The 20,187-nt window shown below is 58.0% G+C and carries 20 protein-coding genes and 1 pseudogene; 12 read left to right on the forward strand and 9 right to left on the reverse strand.

Features of this window, described 5'->3' with window-relative positions; all coding sequences use genetic code 11:
* Positions 1-442 (reverse strand): IS1595 family transposase (locus tag ACYVG7_RS06750; protein ID WP_460882446.1); only part of this gene is annotated, 442 nt, incomplete at its 3' end.
* Between the two features lie 26 nt (positions 443-468).
* Positions 469-1,323 carry a hypothetical protein gene (locus ACYVG7_RS06755; protein ID WP_460882447.1) on the reverse strand — a complete coding sequence of 285 codons (855 nt, stop codon included), beginning with the start codon at positions 1,321-1,323 and terminating at the stop codon, positions 469-471.
* A 522-nt stretch (positions 1,324-1,845) separates the two neighbouring features.
* On the opposite strand from ACYVG7_RS06755, the gene ACYVG7_RS06760 reads away from it, so the two are divergent.
* The gene (locus ACYVG7_RS06760) at positions 1,846-5,157 is read left to right on the forward strand and encodes a type I restriction endonuclease subunit R (RefSeq protein ID WP_460882448.1); all 3,312 of its coding nucleotides are present in this window, start codon (positions 1,846-1,848) and stop codon (positions 5,155-5,157) included.
* A gap of 171 nt (positions 5,158-5,328) precedes the next feature.
* Here the strand turns inward: ACYVG7_RS06760 and ACYVG7_RS06765 are convergent, their stop codons facing one another.
* The 4 genes and pseudogenes from ACYVG7_RS06765 to ACYVG7_RS06780 form a co-directional block, all read right to left on the reverse strand.
* Positions 5,329-6,222: a hypothetical protein gene (locus ACYVG7_RS06765; protein ID WP_460882465.1), complete on the reverse strand. Its 894-nt coding sequence runs from the start codon at positions 6,220-6,222 to the stop codon at positions 5,329-5,331.
* A gap of 39 nt (positions 6,223-6,261) precedes the next feature.
* Positions 6,262-6,426, reverse strand: a pseudogene (locus tag ACYVG7_RS06770) (SEC-C metal-binding domain-containing protein); the annotation flags it as partial.
* 48 nt (positions 6,427-6,474) lie between these two features.
* Entirely contained in the window at positions 6,475-6,804 is a 330-nt protein-coding gene (locus tag ACYVG7_RS06775; protein WP_460882449.1) for a branched-chain amino acid transporter permease, read from the reverse strand.
* Positions 6,791-7,477: an AzlC family ABC transporter permease gene (locus ACYVG7_RS06780; RefSeq protein WP_460882450.1), complete on the reverse strand. Its 687-nt coding sequence runs from the start codon at positions 7,475-7,477 to the stop codon at positions 6,791-6,793. Before ACYVG7_RS06780 ends, ACYVG7_RS06775 begins: the two co-directional genes overlap by 14 nt.
* A gap of 230 nt (positions 7,478-7,707) precedes the next feature.
* On the opposite strand from ACYVG7_RS06780, the gene efeU reads away from it, so the two are divergent.
* The 4 genes from efeU to efeB all read left to right on the forward strand — a co-directional run bounded on the left by efeU (position 7,708) and on the right by efeB (position 12,003).
* Entirely contained in the window at positions 7,708-8,553 is an 846-nt protein-coding gene (gene efeU, locus ACYVG7_RS06785; protein WP_460882451.1) for an iron uptake transporter permease EfeU, read from the forward strand.
* A 23-nt stretch (positions 8,554-8,576) separates the two neighbouring features.
* Positions 8,577-9,398: an iron uptake system protein EfeO gene (gene efeO, locus ACYVG7_RS06790; RefSeq protein ID WP_460882452.1), complete on the forward strand. Its 822-nt coding sequence runs from the start codon at positions 8,577-8,579 to the stop codon at positions 9,396-9,398.
* 90 nt (positions 9,399-9,488) lie between these two features.
* A complete protein-coding gene (efeO, locus tag ACYVG7_RS06795) occupies positions 9,489-10,604 on the forward strand; it encodes an iron uptake system protein EfeO (protein WP_460882453.1) in 1,116 nt (371 codons plus the stop codon).
* A gap of 1 nt (position 10,605) precedes the next feature.
* Complete coding sequence (efeB, locus tag ACYVG7_RS06800; protein ID WP_460882454.1) at positions 10,606-12,003, forward strand: iron uptake transporter deferrochelatase/peroxidase subunit; 1,398 nt, start codon at positions 10,606-10,608, stop codon at positions 12,001-12,003.
* Between the two features lie 75 nt (positions 12,004-12,078).
* On the opposite strand, the gene ACYVG7_RS06805 is transcribed toward efeB, so the two are convergent.
* Both ACYVG7_RS06805 and fabV read right to left on the reverse strand, forming a co-directional pair.
* Entirely contained in the window at positions 12,079-13,275 is a 1,197-nt protein-coding gene (locus ACYVG7_RS06805; RefSeq protein WP_460882455.1) for a BaiN/RdsA family NAD(P)/FAD-dependent oxidoreductase, read from the reverse strand.
* A gap of 81 nt (positions 13,276-13,356) precedes the next feature.
* Positions 13,357-14,499, reverse strand: a complete 1,143-nt coding sequence (gene fabV, locus ACYVG7_RS06810) for an enoyl-ACP reductase FabV (protein WP_460882456.1) — start codon at positions 14,497-14,499, stop codon at positions 13,357-13,359.
* Between the two features lie 280 nt (positions 14,500-14,779).
* Here fabV and ACYVG7_RS06815 point away from each other — a divergent pair, with 280 nt between their 5' ends.
* The 3 genes from ACYVG7_RS06815 (at position 14,780) to ACYVG7_RS06825 (ending at position 16,160) form a co-directional block, all read left to right on the forward strand.
* Positions 14,780-15,214: a universal stress protein gene (locus tag ACYVG7_RS06815; protein ID WP_460882457.1), complete on the forward strand. Its 435-nt coding sequence runs from the start codon at positions 14,780-14,782 to the stop codon at positions 15,212-15,214.
* Positions 15,215-15,344: 130 nt separating this feature from the next.
* Positions 15,345-15,500: a hypothetical protein gene (locus ACYVG7_RS06820; protein WP_460882458.1), complete on the forward strand. Its 156-nt coding sequence runs from the start codon at positions 15,345-15,347 to the stop codon at positions 15,498-15,500.
* Between the two features lie 96 nt (positions 15,501-15,596).
* The gene (locus ACYVG7_RS06825; protein ID WP_460882459.1) at positions 15,597-16,160 is read left to right on the forward strand and encodes an opioid growth factor receptor-related protein; all 564 of its coding nucleotides are present in this window, start codon (positions 15,597-15,599) and stop codon (positions 16,158-16,160) included.
* Here ACYVG7_RS06825 and ACYVG7_RS06830 read toward each other — a convergent pair.
* Positions 16,151-16,405 carry a GNAT family N-acetyltransferase gene (locus tag ACYVG7_RS06830; protein ID WP_460882460.1) on the reverse strand — a complete coding sequence of 85 codons (255 nt, stop codon included), beginning with the start codon at positions 16,403-16,405 and terminating at the stop codon, positions 16,151-16,153. The two genes, ACYVG7_RS06825 and ACYVG7_RS06830, sit on opposite strands and share 10 nt — an antisense overlap.
* A gap of 521 nt (positions 16,406-16,926) precedes the next feature.
* On the opposite strand from ACYVG7_RS06830, the gene ACYVG7_RS06835 reads away from it, so the two are divergent.
* The 4 genes from ACYVG7_RS06835 (at position 16,927) to ACYVG7_RS06850 (ending at position 20,073) form a co-directional block, all read left to right on the forward strand.
* Positions 16,927-17,553: a bifunctional 4-hydroxy-2-oxoglutarate aldolase/2-dehydro-3-deoxy-phosphogluconate aldolase gene (locus tag ACYVG7_RS06835; protein ID WP_460882461.1), complete on the forward strand. Its 627-nt coding sequence runs from the start codon at positions 16,927-16,929 to the stop codon at positions 17,551-17,553.
* A 91-nt stretch (positions 17,554-17,644) separates the two neighbouring features.
* Positions 17,645-18,781, forward strand: coding sequence for a CobW family GTP-binding protein (locus ACYVG7_RS06840; RefSeq protein WP_460882462.1), 1,137 nt, complete (start codon positions 17,645-17,647; stop codon positions 18,779-18,781).
* Between the two features lie 114 nt (positions 18,782-18,895).
* Positions 18,896-19,456, forward strand: a complete 561-nt coding sequence (locus tag ACYVG7_RS06845; protein WP_460882463.1) for a gamma carbonic anhydrase family protein — start codon at positions 18,896-18,898, stop codon at positions 19,454-19,456.
* A 104-nt stretch (positions 19,457-19,560) separates the two neighbouring features.
* Complete coding sequence (locus ACYVG7_RS06850) at positions 19,561-20,073, forward strand: hypothetical protein (RefSeq protein ID WP_460882464.1); 513 nt, start codon at positions 19,561-19,563, stop codon at positions 20,071-20,073.
* Positions 20,074-20,187: the final 114 nt, after the last annotated feature.

Genomic DNA, 20,187 nt, shown 5'->3' on the forward strand with positions numbered 1-20,187 from the left:
CCCAATAAGCATCATCAAGCTGGATGATGCCGGATAGCTGAACCTCATCATCACGCTCTTTCATGGCTTGCATCAGCTTGTGCTTAAGTCGCCAGGTAGCGTTGTAAGAGATGCCAAGCGAACGCGATAATTCCAGAGCGGAAACACCATTTTTCTCTTGAGTGATCAGATAGATGGCCAAAAACCAGATGGTAAGAGGCAATTTGGAGTAGGCAAAGATGGTTCCAGCAGTCAGCGAGGTTTGCTGGTGACACTGATTACATTGGTAAACCGATCTCGAGTGAAGCTTGCAATGGTGGGTATGCCCACAGTTTGGACATCGGAAGCCTTGAGGCCAGCGAATATCAAACAGCCGTTGCAGACACAGATCTTCACTGCCATAACGCTGAATAAAGGCATGAATATTCATGCTTTTTTGAAACTGAACCTTGTTCTTGGCCATGATTAAACCCTCCAGAACAGGATACTCTAAGTATAGTCCTGAGGGGCTGAATCATGATGGTAATCAGGTATGCAATTGACTTTTTGATAATTGAAATAAGGTTTTCCTACATTAATTGGGTTGGATTTGATGAAAAAGAAGTCCTCTGCCGACCAGTTTAAATCTTTATATTCATCCTTCTCTTTATATAAATCCCATATTTTCTGAAGAACATTTGGGTGTGAAATATTATTTAACTCTTTTGGTCCAATTTTCATTGCTTCTCTAAAATCTATTACACCAGACCAATTATCTTGTTCATTTATACTTGCGGACATCAATGCTGTTGATTTTTCGAGTGCATGTTCCATCTGCTGCATAGATATTTTAGCGGCTTTTTTAATATGAATTGCTAAGTCTGGATTGATCTCTTTTATTATTTCTGATTGCTCATCGATATGTTCCATTAGGAGGCTAAATGCATCTAGTTGCTCGTTTTTTATGATATTAAAATCATCACCTCTTCGGCCACCGTATGTTTTAAATATGGTTTGCATCATCGAGTTGAGAAGTTTTTGATACACGGGCAATTGATCACGATATTCTTTATATGCCAAATAAGAATCTTTTTGAGAAATTGTGATTTCATTTGTAGGCTCATATAAATTTGTTAGTCTTTGTTTGATATGAAATGCATTTAGGTTGTTTAAAACATTTAAAAATTTTTCAGCATAATCTCCAGAACGCTTGATTTCTTTTAGCGTTTCATCCGAGTAAACAACCTGATAGGTATCTCTCAGCATACAAGCGAAATCGATCATTCCATATTTTACAAATACATCTAATATATTTTGGTCAAGATAAGCAACAGCTTTACCTTGATATGTTGGCAAGCTAGACATATTAGCTCCAAATGCATAACATTTTAGCAAGTAGGGCGCAATACGTTGCGCTATTGCGCCCTACGGTGCATATTCCCACGCATGGCGATCGCTCAATAACATTCATGCCGATCACGTAATAACATCCATGCCGATCACTCAATAACATCNGAGCTATGTGAGAAAGAAAGCCTAGCGTTAACCAAACTCCGTGACGCCCTATTACCCAAATTAATATCCGGTGAACTACGGCTGGATAATATTAAGGCGGAGTTGGCCACGGAATAGATGAATTAAACCGTCAGAGACAGGTGCTGTTCCCTTAGGGTGTGGGTCACCCACGGGGGCAGAGATGTGGTGGCGGGGATAACCGATAAGCCGACCGTAGGCATCAGGGATGATGCCTTCGAGCCTCCAGGGATGGATGCACGGCGTGTCGGCGTCCGGTTGCCCCGGTGCCACATAAGCAGCAACAGCAAACGGGAACTGCGCCCACAGATAGCGTAACCATAGAGATCGGGACCAGCAGAAGAAGCCATTGTCATGAGCCATATATTTACCGAAAGCAAGCTGGAACAGGCCATTATCACCCTGCTGGGGCAGCACCAGACGGCGGCGGGTGAGCCCTGCTACCCCCATAGCCTCGGCAGCGCGATAACCCGCGCCACCAAGGCCGAGGTGCTGCTGGCCGATGATCTGCGCCACTATCTGACGCGCCACTATCAGGGCGATGGCATCACGGACGGCGAGATCGCGAGCATACTGCAGCAGTTGCAGAGTCTGCCCGCCAGCGATCTCTATCAGAGCAACAAGACCTTCTGCCAGTGGCTCAGCAACGGCTTTTTGCTCAAACGCGAAAACCGGGAGCAAAAAGATCTCTATATCGAGCTGCTGGACAGCCGCGAGCTGCCAGAGCAGCTGGCGCGGCTCTTTAACAGCGAGGAGCTAGCTGCCGACGTCGGCAACAATATCTTCCGGCTGGTCAATCAGCTGGAGATCGAAGGGCGCTCTGTTAACAACGGCCGTGATGGCGGGCTGCAACTGCGCATCCCCGATGCCATCTTGTATGTCAACGGCCTGCCGCTGGTGGTGTTCGAGTTCAAATCGGCGGTGCGCGAAGAGGCCGCCACCCCCTATGACGCCTGGCGGCAGCTGTGCGTGCGCTACCGGCGCGATATCCCCAAGCTGTTTGTCTATAACGCCCTGTGCATCCTCAGTGATGGGGTGAGCAACAAGATGGGTAACCTGTTTGCCCCCTACGAGTTCTACTACGCCTGGCGCAAGGTGAGCGGCAACGAGTCCACCGAGCAGGATGGGATTAACGGTCTCTACACCCTGATCCAGGGGCTGTTTCATCCGCTACGACTGCTGGATGTGCTGAAAAACTTCATCTTCTTCCCCGATACCAGCCACAACGAAAGCAAGATCTGCTGCCGCTACCCCCAGTATTACGCCGCCCGCAAGCTCTACTACAACATCAAAAAAGAGCGTAAACAGCTGGTGAGCCGCCCGGACAGTACCGGGCTCATGGTGGAGGAAAACCGCGGCGGGAGCGGCAAGGGCGGCACCTACTTTGGTGCCACCGGCTGCGGCAAGAGCTACACCATGCAGTTTCTGGCACGGCTGCTGATGAAGAGCATCGACTTTGCCAGCCCGACCATCATCCTCATCACAGACCGCACCGATCTGGATGAGCAGTTGGCCAAGCAGTTCTGCAGCGCCACCGCCTTTATCGGCGATGAAGTGATTGAGCCGGTGGCCAGCCGTCAGGATCTGCGCGACAAATTGGCCGGGCGCGCCAGTGGCGGCGTCTTCCTCACCACCATCCACAAGTTCACCGAAGATCTCCAGCTGCTCTCCGAGCGCAGCAACATCATCTGTATCTCCGATGAGGCCCATCGCAGCCAGGTCAACCTCGATTTGAAACTCACGGTCGACCGGGAGAAGGGCACGATCAAAAAGAGCTACGGCTTCGCCAAGTACCTGCACGACTCGCTGCCCCATGCCACCTATGTGGGCTTTACCGGCACCCCCATAGACGCCACCCTGGATGTATTCGGCGACCCCGTCGACAGCTACACCATGACCGAGTCGGTGAATGACCAGATCACGGTGCGCATCGTCTATGAAGGGCGCGCCGCCAAGGTGGTGCTGGATAACAGCAAGCTCGAAGCCATAGAGCACTACTATCAGGTGTGCGAGGCGCAAGGGGCCAGCGAATACCAGATTGAAGAGAGCAAGAAAACCAGCGCCAACATGAACGCCATTCTGGGCGACCCGGATCGCATCGCGGCGCTGGCGAAGGATTTTGCCCAGCATTACGGCAAGCGGGTTAGCGAGGGCTCGACCGTCAAGGGCAAGGCGATGTTTGTCTGCGCCAGCCGCGAGATCGCCTATGACTTCTACCAGAGCCTCAAGGCCGAGCGCCCTGAGTGGTTCGAGCCCAAGCTGACCAGCGACGGCATCCCCCTCAGCGAGCAGGAGCAAAAAGAGCTGATGCCCCTGCCCTTGGTGAATATGGTGATGACCCGAGGCCAGGATGACGACGAGGCCATGTATGACCTGCTCGGCAGCAAGGAGTACCGCAAGGAGCTGGACAAGCAGTTCAAGAACCGCAAATCCAACTTCAAGGTCGCCATAGTCGTGGATATGTGGCTGACCGGCTTTGATGTGCCGGAGCTGGATACCATCTACATCGACAAACCGTTGCAAAAGCACAACCTGATCCAGACCATCTCCCGCGTTAACCGCCGCTTTGAGGGCAAGGAGAAGGGGCTGGTGGTCGATTACATCGGTATCAAGAGCCGGATGAATATGGCGCTGGCCATGTACTCGAAGGCGGACACCTCCAACTTTGAGGAGGTGCAGCAGTCGATCATCGAGGTGCGCAATCACCTGCATCTGCTAGGCCAGCTGTTCCACCCCTTCGACAGCCGCGATTACTTCTCCGGCTCGCCGACCCGGCAGCTCGATTGCCTCAACCGCGCCGCCGAGTTCGCCTTGCAGACCAAGAAGCTGGAGCTGCGCTTTATGGGGCTGGTGAAACGCCTCAAGGCCGCCTATGACGTCTGCGTGGGCAGTGAAGAGATCTGCCAGCAGGAGCGCGAGGTGATCCACTTCTATCTGGCGGTGCGCTCCATCGTCTACAAGCTCACCAAGGGCGATGCGCCCGACACGGCCCAGATGAACCAGAAGGTGCGCGAGCTGATTGCCGAGGCGCTCAAGGCCGAGGGCGTGGAGGAGATCTTCGCGCTGGGTGAGGACAAGGCCGAGACCATAGATCTGTTTGATGACGACTATCTGGCGCGCATTAACAAGATCAAGTTGCCCAACACCCGGATGCAACTGCTGCAGAAGCTGCTGGCCAAGGCCATCAGCGACTTCAAGAAGGTGAATCAGCTGCAGGGCATCAACTTCTCCCAGCGCTTCCAGGCACTGGTGGAGCAGTACAACCAGCGCAAAGAAAATGACGTGCTCAACGGTGAAGAGTTCGATGCCTTTACCCAGCAGATGACCGACCTGATCTACGACATCAAGAGCGAGATGATGTCGTTCGCCGAGATCGGCATCGACATGGAGGAGAAGGCGTTTCTCGATATCCTTGCCCATATGTGCGTGAAGTACGACTTCACCTACGACGATGAAAAGATGCTAGCGCTGGCCAAGGAGATGAAGGTGATTGTCGATGACAGCGCCCAGTACCCCGACTGGAGCAACCGCGATGACATCAAGGCCAAGCTGAAGGTGGACCTCATACTGCTGCTCCACCGCTACGGCTTCCCGCCCGTCGCCAACGATGAGGTCTACAAGAGCGTGCTGGAGCAGGCCGAGAACTTCAAGAAGTACCACGGGTGATAAACCGGCGGGTCTGGATTTGGCCAGTCGCCTGACGGCCGCAGTGACCCGTCACTCCCGACCGGGACAGGCATAGAAAAGGGCCATTTTTATCGACCTGGGGCACGACATGTATAGAAAATAGAGCTTTCTATACACGATGACGCAACGGGACAGCCATCTCATCGGCGGTTACATCGAGAACTGGAAAGTGTGCGTCAGCAGCGGCTGGATCTCGGCTGTTCTGGGAACCGGCTCCTCGGTGAAAAAGCGTCTTGGCTCCACGGTGACAAAGCCCCAGAATTGTAAAAATCGCTCGATAAAGCGCGATTCGATCAGTAAGCCGAGTTGCTGAATGGGTGGAAAATAGTCATCAGGTCCGAACTGGCGCAGCACATCGGGGAACGCGGTCGCCACTTCCTCCCTCAATTGATCGAGAGACGCATGGCCTTGCAGACGCCACAGCATAAACAGCCAGAAGGTGCGCAGATCCACCTCCGTCTCCCAGCCATCGAGATACCCCCAGTTATACTTCGTCACGGCCGCCTCGAGCATGGGCAGGAAAAAGGCGTTCACGCCCTGGGTTTGATACCGCTTCTGCGCCTCTTTTTTCACATGGAAACGGCCACTTCGGCGGTAAATGATGCCCGCAATCTCAGCCAGGATCCGGGTGTAGTGCAGCGCGATAAACTTCTCTTCATTCACACCGGCAAAGCTATTTATGCTCACATGAATGTCAAACTTGCCGACGGCAAACTCAGGCAACAAATCACAGGCCTGCTTGACCAGTTTCACCGGCAAATTGCCTTTGCTGGTTGCTTTGAAGGAGCCCTCTTGCTGCAGGGCTTCATCCAGAATCAAGGCCAAATAACCCATGACGGGGCTATAGGACAAGTCATCAGGTGTCGTAACCGTCACCCCGGCCCATTGATTAAAAGGTGCATACAGCCAGTTATTCATTTGGGTTGGCGTGAGACCGCAAAAATCGGCTTCGGGTCTATGATTGCGCTCTTGTATCCGCTGCTGAGCAACCCGGTTGAGTTCATCCAGGCTAAGATGGGGGTTCATGGCAACGACTTGAGCCATGTCATCCAATAGCTCTGCTCTCTGTGTCGAGAGGTTATCCATACAGCAGTGCTTGTATTTCTTACCACTGCCACATGGGCACGGATCATTGCGGCCAATTTTCACCATGACACTCTTCCGATGTTGGTCCTGCCCAAATTTACCCATAATGGCGAATATCAGGTCAATAACCCAATGACCCTCATCGCCCGCCGACATCGGCATCGATCAGGGTCATGGCTTCCTGACTGGCGATGTTCTTTGGCGATAAAATTAGCTGCCGAGCCAGCCGTTCATCAGCGCCAGGTACAGAAAAGTACCGCTCAGGATGCTGAGCATGGCCTGCCGTCGCCAGAGTTGCAGTGCGGCGACCAACAGCACGGCGGCGATTTGGGCTTTGCCCTGAGCCAGTGAGTGCCACTGCTGGACACCCATGGCATACAGGGTCAGCAACAGCATCATGGCCACCGGCAAGCGCTGACCCAACACCTGGATGCGGGGATGATGGGCAATCCAGTGACGGGCAACGAAGGGAAAGGCCCGCAGGGCGAAGGTCACTCCGCCCATGATGAGGGCCGCCAGCAGATAATCAGTCGTGGTCATGAGCCACCTCCCCTTTGCCAGGCAACGGCCAGGCCAGTAACACCACAACCAGCATCAAGGATGCGGCGAGCAGGAAATAGTGCGGGAAGAACCATCCCGCCACTAAGGCGGCCATAAGCCCAATCAGCGCGGCCCCCCAATCCCGTTTGGCGCGGATCTGCTCCACCGCCAGCACGGTAAACAGGGCGGTCAGGGCAAAATCCAGTCCCTGCAAGCCCGGTGGTAAACCTTTGGCCAGCAGCACACCGGCCAGCGTTCCTAGCACCCAGTAGCTCTGGTTCAGAAACACCACCCGCAGCGCCTGTTGCCGATCCTGCACCTGACCGGACGCACTGAGCAGGGAGTAGGTTTCGTCAGTAATGCCGAAGATAAAATAAGCCCGGCCCAAACCGCGGCCGGTCAGCAGGTGATAGAGCGACAAGCCGTAAAAAATATGCCGGAAGTTGACCAGCAACGAGGCCACGGCCAGATCGAGCCAGCCCGTACCGGCCGCCAGCATGCCCACCGCCAGATACTGCAGTGCACCGGCATACACCAGCACACTCATCAGCGGCGCCCAATACCAGCACAGGCCAGCGTTGGCCCATAACACACCGAACACGGCACCCAGGGGCAGATAGCCCATCATCACCGGGACCGTCAGCGGGAAGATCCCCTGCCAGGAACGCATCATCTTCATCCATGAAACCAGCTCAAGAAGCGAAAATTAAGCCATCGATCGGTGTGGTGCAAGGCAATTCCCCCACTCGCCAGACAATTATTCAGCAGGCTGTGCCGATTTCAACAGCAGAGCCCTGGATGTCGAATGGCTACATCCGGGTCATCAAAATAACTTGTATTCGCAATACATCTAACGATAATCACTCTCACCATAGATGAGATTAATTCCTATTAGGTGAGCTCATGTTTTTCGTCCCCTTTTTGATCATGTTCCGGGAAGGACTCGAGGCTGCGCTGATCGTCAGCCTGATTGCCGGTTACCTGAAGCGCACGAATCGCGGTCAATGGCTGAGCTCGGTGTGGATCGGCGTGGTGCTGGCTTGTCTGCTCTGCCTGGGACTAGGTTGGTGGATCAACGAAACCAGCGGCGAATTCCCGCAAAAGCAGCAGGAGCTGTTCGAAGGTCTGGTCGCCGCGATTGCCGTGGTGGTGCTGACCTGGATGGTGTTCTGGATGCGCAAGGCGGCGCACTCCCTCAAGGGGCAGTTGCAGGATGCGGTGGATAAAGCCCTGGATTCCGGCTCCGGGAGTGGCTGGATGCTGGTGTTGATGGTGTTCTTTGCCGTGGCCCGGGAGGGACTGGAGTCGGTGTTTTTCCTGCTCGCCGCCTTCCAGCAAGACGTTGGCCTCGCCGCTCCGCTGGGCGCCCTGAGCGGTCTGCTCGCCGCCGTTCTGGTCGGCATTGCTATCTACTGGGGTGGGGTTCGCCTGCCGCTGGCACAATTTTTCCGCTGGACCGCACTGTTTATTTTGCTGGTCGCAGCCGGTCTGGCCGCAGGCGCGATCCGCGCTTTCCACGAGGCCGGACTCTGGAACCATTTCCAGGACATCGCCTTCGACTGGAGCGGCGTGTTGTCGACACATTCACTGCTCGGAACCTTCCTGGAAGGCATCCTCGGTTATCAGGAATCACCGTCCGTCAGTGAGGTGGGGGTCTATCTGCTCTATCTGATCCCGACACTGGTACTGTTTTTAATCCAACCCCGCGCCCGTACGGCCCAATCAGCCGTCATGAATTCAACACCTTAATCCGTTTACAGGGAGTGTTACCCATGCGATTCCAGACCCAGATCCTGCTCTCCAGCGTGCTGGCCACCAGCCTGCTTGCACCCGCCATGGCCAAACCGGATCCGGCGGCACTCGTCGGCCCGATTGCCGAGTACAAGATGTATGTGATGAGCGAAGCCAAGCAGTTCGTGGTCGCCACCCAAGCCTTCACCGACGCCGTCAAGAGCGGCGATGTCGCCCGCGCCAAGCAGCTCTATGCTCCCGCTCGCCAGCACTACGAACGGATCGAGCCCGTCGCCGAACTGTTCTCGGATCTGGATGCCGCCATGGATGCTCGCGAGGATGACTACGAACAGGGCGCTCAGGATCCGGCTTTTACCGGTTTCCATCGCTTGGAAAAAGCGCTGTGGGCGGATAACAGCACCGCCGGTATGACGCCATTTGCCGACCAGTTACAGCAGAACACCGCCGAGCTGGAGAAGCGTCTGGCTGGTCTGGCATTCCCGCCCAGCAAGGTCGTGGGCGGCGCAGCCGTACTGATTGAAGAAGTGGCGGCCACCAAGATCAGCGGCGAGGAAGATCGTTACAGCCGGACCGATCTGTGGGATTTCCAGGCCAATATCGATGGCGCACAGAAGATCGTCGATCTGCTGCGGCCCTTGCTGGCGCAAGAGGATGCCGCCCTGTTGGCCAAGGTAGATGGCAACCTGCAGCGGGTGCATAGCACGCTAGCCAAGTACCGCACTGCCGATGGTTTCGAATCCTATGAAAAACTGACCGATGGCGACCGCACTGCCCTGAAGGGTCCGATCACTGCGCTGGCCGAAGATTTGGCCCAGTTTCGCGGCGTACTCGGCCTGAATTGATAGCGCTGGCCAGCCCATAGCCCGCGCTGAACCGCGTCCACTCATTCGGGAGCACAGCCCCAGGGTTGTGCTCCTTGTTCGGAGAACACCATGTTATCTCGCGTCACTCTCTCCCTGCTCACCCTGTCGCTGTTTGCCCATCTGCCAGCGGCCAGCGCCGACGAGATCCGGCAAATCAAGGTCAGCGTCAACGACAAACAGTGCAATCCCATGGCCCTGACCGTACCGGCTGGCAAGACCCAGTTCATCATCAAAAACGAGAGCATGCGGGCCCTGGAGTGGGAGATCCTCGATGGGGTCATGGTGGTGGAGGAGCGGGAAAACATAGCCCCCGGCTTTATGCAGAAGATGACGGTGGAGCTGGCACCCGGCAGCTACCAGACCACCTGCGGCCTGCTGACCAATCCCCGGGGCACCCTGACGGTCGAGGGCGGTGATCAGAATAAGGTGGTGAAGGCCACAGCCAACGATCTGATCGGGCCGCTCGCCGAATACAAGTTTTACGTCATGATGGAGGTGGCCGAGTTCGAAGCCAGAACCCATGAGTTCACGGCGGCCGTCAAGCAGGGAGATATCGCCCTGGCCAAGCGTCTGTATGCCCCGGCACGCCAGCATTATGAGCGGATTGAACCGATCGCCGAGCTGTTCTCCGATCTGGATGCCGCCATGGATGCCCGCGAAGATGCCTATGAACAACAGGCCGCTGACCCGGAGTTCAGTGGCTATCACCGGTTGGAAAAAGCGCTGTGGGCGGATCAGAGTACCGCCAACATGGCGGCCTATGCCGACAAGCTGGCACAGGATGCCAGCGAGTTGCGGCGCAGGATCTCGGCATTGGCGTTCCCGCCCATCAAGGTGGTAGGGGGCGCGGCCGTGCTGATTGAAGAGATTGCGGCCACCAAGATCAGTGGCGAAGAGGAGCGCTATAGCCGCACCGATTTATGGGATTTCCAGGCCAACCTGGATGGCGCGCAGAAAATCGTCGAGGTGCTGCGCCCGCTGCTGACCCAAATAGATGCAAGCCTGCTGGCCAGCATCGACGCCAATTTCCTCACCGTGACCCATATCTTGCAGAAATACCGCACCGATAGCGGTTTTGCCGCCTACGAACAGCTCTCTGCCGAGGATAGACGCGCCCTGCAAGGCCCCATCACCGCACTGGCCGAGTCCTTGGCCAAGCTGCGCGGCACCCTGGGGTTGAACTAAGATGGCCTGTCCGTTGAGTGCCTTGTGGCACAGCCTGCGCGGTAAAACCGGCGGCAACCCCCACGCGGATCCCCATGCTGCAGCCCAAGCCACCCCGCATGGACATGGCTCACAGGCGGCCCCCGCGGCGCGCTCAGCCCCGAGTCAACTGGAGCGCCGGGCCCTGCTGCTGGGCCTGGGTGCCACTGGGGGTGCTCTGGCGCTGGGTGGACTGACGGCGATGCGCCCGGCTCAGGCCGCCTCTCATGCCGCCCCCATCTTTCCCCAAGAGGCGAAGCAACAACGACAACCCTTCTATGGCGTGCAGCAAAGCGGTATCACCACCCCACAGCAGGCGGCCATGATGCTGGTCGCCTTCGACGTGCTGGCGGCCGACCGGGTCGGGCTACAACGCCTGTTTGCGGTATTGACCGAACGCTGCGCCTTCCTGATGCAGGGTGGCGAGACACCACCAGTCGACAACAAGCTGCCACCACTGGATTCCGGGATCATGGGTCACCACATCTATCCGGATAACCTGACCATCACGGTTTCTGTGGGTGGGTCGCTGTTTGATGGCCGTTTCGGCCTGGCCGGACTCAAGCCACGACACCTGCAGAAGATGACGCGATTCCCCAACGATGCGCTGGATGGCAAATGGTGCCACGGCGATCTGTTGCTGCAGATCTGTGCCAACAGCAGCGAGACTGTGCTGCACGCCCTGCGCGATATCATCAAGCACACCCCGGATCTGCTGAGTGTCCGCTGGCGGCGCGACGGCTTTATCTCGGCCCATGCGGCAGCCAGTCAGGGCCAGGAAACACCGATCAATCTGCTGGGCTTCAAGGATGGCACTGCCAATCCCGATACCCGCCAGCAGACGCTGATGAACAAGATCCTCTGGGTGCAACCGGCGCATCAGGAGCCGGCCTGGGCCACCCATGGCAGCTATCAGGCGGTACGACTGATCCGTTTTCGCGTCGAATTCTGGGATCGCACGCCGCTGCAGGAGCAGGAGGCAATCTTTGGTCGCCACCGGGATACCGGCGCTCCGCTCGGCAAATCCCGGGAGCATGAGGATCCAGATTACGGCTCGGACCCCGAAGGCCAGCGCATCCCGCTGGATTCCCATATCCGCCTGGCCAACCCGCGTACCCCGGAGAGCGAGAAAAACCTGATCCTGCGGCGTGGCTACAGCTACTCTGCTGGCATCACCGGCTCCGGGCAGCTGGATATGGGGCTGCTGTTTGTCTGCTATCAGGCGAATCTGGAACAGGGATTCATTGCCGTGCAGAAGAAGCTCGATGGCGAACCGCTGGAGGAGTACATCAAACCGTTTGGCGGCGGCTACTTCTTCACCCTGCCCGGCGTGCCCGCTCCCGGCCACTACTTTGCCCAAGCGCTGCTAGAAGCCAGCTAAGCGAGAGGCCAGCTAATCATCCGCCCCCGCAACCTCGCACCAGAGCGGGGTTGCCTCGTTGTACGCCATCAAAACTCACGCGAACTGTCCAGCGACCCAGCCGGAGCTCCAGGCCCACTGAAAATTGAAGCCGCCGAGATGACCGGAGACATCCATCACCTCACCGATGAAATAGAGGCCGGGCACCTGTTTGGCTTCCATGGTCTTGGAAGAGAGCTCGTCGGTGTCGACGCCGCCCAGGGTCACTTCAGCGGTGCGGTAACCCTCGGTGCCGTTGGGCAGCAGGCTCCAGCCTGCCAGCACGTCGGCCACCGCCGCCAACTCCTTGGGTGTGTATTGACGCAAGGGCTTGCTGTGTAACTCACCACGCTCGATGAGCTTCTCCACCAGCCGTTTCGGCAGTTCACGCCCCAGCACGGTTTTCAACTCCTGAGCCGGGTGCTCACTCTGCCACTGTTGCAGCAGAGCCGGAATATCCCGTCCCGGCAGCAGGTTGATACGGATGGTTTGACCCGCCCGCCAGTAGGAGGAGATTTGCAGGATCACAGGTCCGGACAGGCCACGATGGGTAAACAGCAGCGCCTCGCGAAAGCGGGTGCCATCCTCCGCCGCGACCTCGGCGGGCAGGCTGATCCCCGACAGCTCGGCGAAGGCCTCCTTGTCGGCCAGGTGCAGGGTGAAGGGCACGAGGCCCGCATGAGTGGCCACGACCTTGAGGCCAAACTGTTCCGCCAAGCGGTAGCCATAGGGGGTGGCACCCAGTTTGGGCATCGACAGACCACCGGTGGCGACCACCAGGGAGTGACAGCTCAGGGCACCGCGCGAGGTTTGCAGGGCAAATCCGCCTTCGGCAGGGCGACTGACATTCACAATCTCGGTGGCCAGTTGCAGGGTCACACCGGCCCATTCGCACTCGGTGAGCAAGACGCGGACTATCTCCTTGGCCGAATCGGTACAGAACAGTTGCCCATGCTCCCGCTCTTCGTACTCCACGCCATGGCGCTCCACCAGCTCGATAAAATCACGCTGGCTATAACGGGCCAGCGCCGACTTGGTGAAGTGGGGATTCTGGCACACAAAATTCTGCGGGCCGGCATACAGATTGGTGAAGTTACAACGGCCGCCGCCGCTGATCAGGATCTTGCGGCCGGGCTTCTTGGCATTATCCAGTACCAGCACTTGTCGCCCACGATAGGCTGCCTGTGCCGCACACATCAATCCGGCAGCGCCAGCACCTATGATGATGACGTCCCATTGGGTTTGCTGACTCACTCCTGACTCTCCTGCCGACCGCGCCACATGGCGGGCGCCATTGTAACCAGCACCCGACCGGGAATCATCTGCTGTGGCCGTTTATGCGCCCGTCTCTGGCCAGGCAAAGCCGTTGAGCCGCAAAAACTCCTGCTGCAACCCGGAAAAATCACCCAGTTCGCGAAAATTGTCCGCATTCAGTACCGCGAGCAAAGCCAGAACCTCCTGCTGCACATCGGGACGCAGCTCCCGCTCATCCAGTCGCCAACGCCCCTGACTATCGACGCGCACGCCTTGGTCACCATACAACTGGTCGGCAAACAGCCGCGACATCTGCTCGATGCAGCCTTCATGCAGGCCTTTGGCCTTCATCACCTTCATCAAACACATCAGATAGACTGGTAAGAAGGGGATCACCAGGCTTGCCTTGGTTACCAACGCCTTGCAGATCACCGCCCGGGCATCACCGCCCACAGACATCAGCAATGGACGCAGATGGGCTGCCGTCTGCTGCAGATGTTGCTTGGCATGCCCCAAGGTGCCGTCACGATACCAGGCATGGGTCAAGGCGGGACCTTCATAGGAGAAGGAAAGCGTGCGAAAACCCGGCGCCAGACAATCGGCCTGATGCAGTTGTTGTACCCAGTTTTGCCAATCCTCGCCGCCCATCACCCGCTCGGTGGCCAGCACCTCCTCAGCACTGGCCACCGGCATCTCCTGACGGATTAGCTGCTGTTGGCCCAGATCCAGGCCCCAGCCCTGAATGGGATGGCCCATGCTTTTGAGCACCGACTGGTAACGTTGCCCATCAGCCATGATGCGGACCCCGGTGGCCAACGAATAAACCAACAGATCAATTTGCCCCCACTGGGCGCGGATCCACTCGATGATCTCCTGCTGCAGCCCTGAGGCAAAGGCATCGCCGAACCGGCTTTCGGCAGCAAAACCCGCGGCATTGGCCAGACGGGTGACCGCCTGCTGGTTATGCCAGCCCGCGCTGCCGGGGTGCGTCTCAGAGGGGGCGCGCTCAAAGGCCACCCCCAAGGTTTCGGCTCCGCTGCCAAAGGCCAACGAAATCCGGGCCGCCAGACCAAACCCTGAAGATGCCCCCAGGATCAACACCCGCTTCGGCGCCGCGAATCTAGGTTGTTGGCGCACATAGGCAATCTGCGCCTCCACCGCACGCTGGCATCCGGCCGGATGACAATTTCTGGCGACACAACCCTGGATCAGGGGTTCGGACATGACACACCTCCAGACAGGAAAACCAAGAGGAGGTTCAAGGTCACTCCCCTTCACGTATTGGTACAACACATGGGTATCTGTAGCGAGTTGCAGACTTGCCATTCACTTCAGGCTAAAGCGGGCAGCCCCACTTGACAATCATTGAGCGTGATCGGGCTCGGATAATTGCTGCAAGGATCCGGTTTATCCCGGCGGTAACATGGCGCACACTATAAACATAACGACATGGCACCCGTCGTGGCGCCAGGATCCTATGGCTTCATCCTCCTGGAGGCTCATCATGAATGGTCAAACCTATCAACATATTCTCGTCGCCATCGATCTGCGGGCGGACAATCATCCGGTTCTGGATAAAGCCATAGCCTTGGCCAAGACTCACTCCGCCAAACTGTCGGTGATTCATGTCGATGTCGACCTGCGCGAGATCTACACCGAGATGATCGATATCGATATTGGTGAACTGCAGGATCATGCCCTGACCGAAACCCGGAAAAAAATGGAGCAGGTTCTGGCCGGGCTCGGCTTTCCGCTGGAGAAAAAGCTGGTGATCAGTGGCGATCTGGGGGAACAGGTCAATGAAGCCATAGCCCGCTACGGGATCGATCTGCTGGTCTGCGGCCACCATCAGAATTTTTGGAGTCTGCTCATCTCGTCGGCGCGGCAACTGATGAACCAGGTGGAGTGCGACATGCTGGTGGTACCGATCAAGGGTTAACCGCCGCGATGGCACTCCGGCTGTCGCCCGTCAGAAGTCACGGCCGCCTTGAAATTTATCGGCCGCTTTCACAAGCCGGTAAAATTTGTGTATAGACTAGGTAAGCCACCCCCAACGAAGGAGAGCTCTCATGGCAGGAAACGACTACGATCCAGATGACGCTGTGCTTGAGGATGACGGCGACGAGGAAGGTTACGAAGAAGATTGGGATGATGATGACGACGAAGGTGCCTGGGACGATGACGACCTCATCGATGAGGATGACTTCGACGACGAAGAAGAGTAACCACTCTTTTCAGACTCAAGGCCAGCCGATGCTGGCCTTACTTTTGCCCAGTCACTGGCAGCCAGCACGGAGCCACAACCCCGAGTCGAGGAGAGTATGGATCCCCTGATCGCGTTTTATCGACACCAGGCTCCCGATCATCGTGGTCGCTGGCTGCAGCAGATCTGGCAAGCCTCACCAGGTTGGCTGGAGCAGACCCACGACTATATCCAGTGGTTGTTTCCACTACCGGAGCCTAGCCGCATCAATCCGCTCGCCCCAGTGCTCACCACGGAGCAACGACTGCTGTTTGCCCGGGATCCAGGCTTGCAGCAGGGGGTACGCCGTAGTTTGCAGTTGATGCTGACCCAATTGGGCTTGGTGACTGGCAGCGAAGAGTGGATCCTGCAACCGGGTCTGAGCGCGGAAAGACTCTCCTGGCTGACAACCAGCAACCACAACCAGCTGCGCATCAGCCGGATGATTCGCAGTTTGGTAGCCTGCGGGTTGCTACACGAAGGCTTACAACTGCAGCAGCAAGTGCTGCTGCTGGGTCAGTACCGGGTCAATCCGGTGACGCTGGAATACTGGCGGCACGCCCATGAGCAACTGCCGCCCCTACCCGCCTCCGAGCCAACCTCACCCACGGTCACGAGCCCGTTTCCCCGCCGTCACTTGTAACCCTTGCGCTCCAGCCAACGCACCGCATAGCTGCAGGTGGCGACCAGCTGATAGTGCTGTTGTTCACACCAGCGGGCGCACGACTGCATCAGAGCATCGGCCACGCCCTGCCCGCGCAAGGAGTCGGGTACCCAGGTGTGCACTATGTTGACCCAGGTTTCCTGCAGCGAATATTCCAGACGCGCCTGCCCGGCGGCCAATGAGACAATGAATCTATGTTGTGCCGGTTGATGTTCGACCTGCATATGAACCTCCTGTCGGCGGTAAATAAGGAATTACTCCCAGTCTAGTCATCAGAGTGAAGCAGGCCGTGACCGGCTGCAAGCGCTTGCAATTCGACTCACTCATCCGACCAGATACCATGAAAACGCAATCATCTGAAAATCAACCGTTTTCATAAAAATAAAGGTTGATCGGGATCCCAAAAATCCTAATATCAAACGTGACAAGGCTCACAAAACACCACGAGGTGCATCATGAAAAATCTGTATCTGAACCTGACCACACTGTTGAATGGCAAATCAGACACTCAATACGCTCCGGCCACCCGCCAGTACTTCTTCCGCTACGAGCGTTGATCCGGTACTGCTGCGCCATATTAGCCAGCTTTCATGACAAACAAGCCGCGCCCTGAGCGCGGTTTGTTGTTTATGGCGTTCGCTGTTTTGTCATCCATCCTGTTTGGCGTCTTGCGGCGTCCGGGGTCTTACGCGCCTGCTACTTGGGATATAGTGATAGCTGACTTCCCACTGCCGCGAGGATGCGCATGCCACTTATCGACCGTTTACGCCAGCTCCGCTTGCTGCCTGTTATCGCCCTCAATCAGGCCGCGCAGGCGGTTCCTCTGGGCCGAACCCTGATCGCGGCAGGGCTCCCCGCTGCCGAAATCACCTTCCGCACCCCGGCGGCCGCTGAGGCCATCCGCCTGCTGCGGGCTGAGTTCCCGGAACTGTTGATCGCCGCGGGCACCATACTCACCCCGGCCCAGGTCGATGCCGCTGTGGCCGCGGGGGCCGATGTCATCGTCAGCCCCGGATTGAATCCGACCACGGTTCGCTACTGCCAGCAGTTGGCAATCCCCATCATCCCCGGCATCAATAACCCCAGCCAGGTGGAACAGGCGCTGGAGCTGGGGCTCTCGACCCTCAAGTTCTTCCCGGCCGAAGCCTCCGGTGGTATCGCCATGCTCAAGGCGCTTGCCGCCGTCTATCCGGTGCAATTCATGCCCACCGGCGGCATATCCCCCGCTAACCTAGGGAAGTACCTGGCCCAGCCCAACGTCATCGCCTGTGGCGGCTCCTGGATGGTGCCCGCAGATCTCATCGAGCAGGGCGATTGGCCGGCCCTCCACCAGCTCATCGCCGACGCGGCGGTCCTGTCGGCTCAACCCTGAACCCGGCCTGCACCCGTCGCTGGCATCCCGCTTGCGCTTCGCCCGCGACGGGGCAGAATAGGGGGCACTTTTTGTTGTCCGGCAGGCCCCCATGCATTCTGAACGCGATACCCGAATTCCCGTCACCATCATCACCGGCTTTCTCGGCAGCGGCAAAACCACCCTGCTGAACCACTGGGTCAAACAACCCGAGCTCAGCGATTGCGCCGTGCTGATCAATGAGTTCGGCAGCGTCGGCCTGGATCACCAGCTGGTGAAACAGGTGGATGAACAGGTGATGCTGCTCGACTCCGGCTGCATCTGCTGCTCGGTCCAGGGTTCGCTGGCCACCGCGCTGCAGGAGCTGTTCATGAAGGCACTGCGCAAGGAGATCAAACCCTTCCGCCGCCTCATCATCGAGACCACGGGTCTGGCCGATCCGGCGCCTGTGCTGTTCACCCTGCGCCAGGACAACTTTATCGCCGAGCGTTACCGCTTCGATGGCATAGTCACGCTCGTGGATGCGGTGCATATCGAGGGGCAACTGGCGCGCCAGTACGAAGCCGTCAAACAGATTGCCCTCGCCGATCTGCTGGTCATCAGCAAGAGCGATCTGGTCAGCAGCGATGCGCTCAGCGCCCTGCAACAACGGCTCGGGCAACTCAATGGCGCCGCGCCGCAACATGTGGTGCAAGAGGGTGAGCTGAGCCCGAACGTGCTGGAGAAGATCGGCCCCTACAGCAGCGAGCGCGGCAAGGATGTGCGCAGCCTGCTGGCCTGGTTGCGGACCGAAGCGCCGAACCTGGGCATCGCCTCGCCATTACGCCCGGTAGCCACGACCACGGCCGCCATCGGTGCCCAGCCCACACTCCCCAACAATCATGCCGATGTCGCCAGCTTCAGCCTGCGCTTCGGCACGCCGTTGCAACCCGCCCGGCTCATCGCCGCCGTCGAGGCGGTGCAGGCCCAGTTCGGTGATTCGCTGCTGCGGCTCAAAGGCATATTGCAGTTGGAGGGCGAAAGCCAGCCGCTGGTGATCCACGGCGTGCATGGCCAGCTCTACCCGCTGATCACGCTGGGTGACTGGCCGGAAGGCAAGGCCCAGAGCCGACTGGTGTTTATCGTGCGCGCCGCCGCAAAAGAGCCGATTGAACAACTGTTCCAGCAGGTTCTGGCCCAGCCGGAGCCCACCCTGGAGCAACAATTCCAGGCGCTGTTTAACCCCACGGCGCAGGGGACCGACCAGTAATTAGTTCCGTTGTTACACGGGTGTGGCGTAAGCTGACTCCTTGATGGCGCGGCGGTCATGCACTCGCCGCCGCGCCAGATGCCCGTTTCGAACCCGCTAACGACAGGATGTACCATGATCCGTAAGAATCCGTCCGGCCATCTGCCGGTCATTGATGAATCTGCCTATATCGACAAAACCGCCATCATCTGTGGCAAGGTCATCATCAAGGAAAACGTGTTTGTCGGCCCTTATGCGGTGATCCGCGCCGATGAGGTCGATGCATCCGGCGACATGGAGCCCATCATCATAGGGGCGAACTCCAACATTCAGGATGGCGTGGTGATCCACTCCAAATCCGGTGCCCCTGTGGTCATCGGTGAATTCACCTCCATCGCCCATCGCTCCATCGTCCATGGCCCCTGCGAAGTCGGCGATCGGGTGTTTCTCGGCTTCAACAGCGTGTTGTTCAACTGCCGGATTGGCGAAGGCTGCGTGGTGCGCCACAACGCCGTGGTCGATGGCTGCGATCTGCCGCCTGGCTTCTATGTGCCCTCCACCACCCGCATCGGCCCCAAGACCGATCTGACCCAGATCCCTCGGGTCAGCGCCGATGCGACCGAGTTCTCTGAAGACGTGGCGCACACCAATATCGACTTGGTCAAAGGCTACAAGGCACTCTCCAACGAGTTCTGAGTCGCTCGGGCGCAGGCCAACCTCGGCACTCTGCGCCCTGCCTTGACAGTCGCGCTATAACGGCGCGACAGTCGGAGTTCATCCGCTCAGGATTGGAGTCCACCATGTCACCCTTTGCCCAGGCAACCGCCCGCTTCAAACCCGGCACCCCGGTCTGCGTGCTGCAGATCGAGGCGGACGCGACCCACCTCTACCACGGCCATGTCGGGGAAGAGGACCGGCACCAGAGCCTGCCCATCGGCAGCCAGCAACTGGGACGCGGTCCCCTGCGCCACACGCCACCCTCGCCGCTGGAGCTGGAGCAGGCCATCGCCGAAGTCGAAGATCGCATCATGCCGCTGGCGCGCCAGTCGCTCGCCCCTTCCCGTCTGGTGCTGCTGGCCCCGGCATTAGCGCCGCTGGCTGCCGTCAGCCAGAGCGCAGAAGCCGTGTCCATTGAGCAGATTGAACGCTATTTTCAGCAGCTCGCCGCCCAGGCCGAAGGCGATCCCGGAGCAATCTCGCTCTTCGCACCAACCCCGGAGTTTGCCGCCGCGCTGCTGATTGTGCGCGAGTGGATGCACCATCTGGGTTTCGAACAGCTTGAATTTGCCGCTGCCGAGCATCCGCCCCAGTAACTGGCAGGGTCACCACCGCCCGGTAAAACGGGCCCATCGAGTAGGAGGAGGCCTCGCGGCCTCCGTCCTCTCACACCACCGTACATGCGGTTCCGCATACGGCGGTTCATGTTA

It is taken from the genome of Pseudaeromonas pectinilytica, from assembly GCF_054780855.1.

What these genes read in the sequence shown, in the direction of transcription:
- ACYVG7_RS06755 (WP_460882447.1), bottom strand. Translation starts at nt 1,323, where the DNA reads ATGTCTAGCTTGCCAACATATCAAGGTAAAGCTGTTGCTTATCTTGAC.
- ACYVG7_RS06760 (WP_460882448.1), top strand. Translation starts at nt 1,846, where the DNA reads ATGAGCCATATATTTACCGAAAGCAAGCTGGAACAGGCCATTATCACC.
- ACYVG7_RS06765 (WP_460882465.1), bottom strand. Translation starts at nt 6,222, where the DNA reads ATGGCTCAAGTCGTTGCCATGAACCCCCATCTTAGCCTGGATGAACTC.
- ACYVG7_RS06775 (WP_460882449.1), bottom strand. Translation starts at nt 6,804, where the DNA reads ATGACCACGACTGATTATCTGCTGGCGGCCCTCATCATGGGCGGAGTG.
- ACYVG7_RS06780 (WP_460882450.1), bottom strand. Translation starts at nt 7,477, where the DNA reads ATGATGCGTTCCTGGCAGGGGATCTTCCCGCTGACGGTCCCGGTGATG.
- efeU (WP_460882451.1), top strand. Translation starts at nt 7,708, where the DNA reads ATGTTTTTCGTCCCCTTTTTGATCATGTTCCGGGAAGGACTCGAGGCT.
- efeO (WP_460882452.1), top strand. Translation starts at nt 8,577, where the DNA reads ATGCGATTCCAGACCCAGATCCTGCTCTCCAGCGTGCTGGCCACCAGC.
- efeO (WP_460882453.1), top strand. Translation starts at nt 9,489, where the DNA reads ATGTTATCTCGCGTCACTCTCTCCCTGCTCACCCTGTCGCTGTTTGCC.
- efeB (WP_460882454.1), top strand. Translation starts at nt 10,606, where the DNA reads ATGGCCTGTCCGTTGAGTGCCTTGTGGCACAGCCTGCGCGGTAAAACC.
- fabV (WP_460882456.1), bottom strand. Translation starts at nt 14,499, where the DNA reads ATGTCCGAACCCCTGATCCAGGGTTGTGTCGCCAGAAATTGTCATCCG.
- ACYVG7_RS06815 (WP_460882457.1), top strand. Translation starts at nt 14,780, where the DNA reads ATGAATGGTCAAACCTATCAACATATTCTCGTCGCCATCGATCTGCGG.
- ACYVG7_RS06820 (WP_460882458.1), top strand. Translation starts at nt 15,345, where the DNA reads ATGGCAGGAAACGACTACGATCCAGATGACGCTGTGCTTGAGGATGAC.
- ACYVG7_RS06825 (WP_460882459.1), top strand. Translation starts at nt 15,597, where the DNA reads ATGGATCCCCTGATCGCGTTTTATCGACACCAGGCTCCCGATCATCGT.
- ACYVG7_RS06830 (WP_460882460.1), bottom strand. Translation starts at nt 16,405, where the DNA reads ATGCAGGTCGAACATCAACCGGCACAACATAGATTCATTGTCTCATTG.
- ACYVG7_RS06835 (WP_460882461.1), top strand. Translation starts at nt 16,927, where the DNA reads ATGCCACTTATCGACCGTTTACGCCAGCTCCGCTTGCTGCCTGTTATC.
- ACYVG7_RS06840 (WP_460882462.1), top strand. Translation starts at nt 17,645, where the DNA reads ATGCATTCTGAACGCGATACCCGAATTCCCGTCACCATCATCACCGGC.
- ACYVG7_RS06845 (WP_460882463.1), top strand. Translation starts at nt 18,896, where the DNA reads ATGATCCGTAAGAATCCGTCCGGCCATCTGCCGGTCATTGATGAATCT.
- ACYVG7_RS06850 (WP_460882464.1), top strand. Translation starts at nt 19,561, where the DNA reads ATGTCACCCTTTGCCCAGGCAACCGCCCGCTTCAAACCCGGCACCCCG.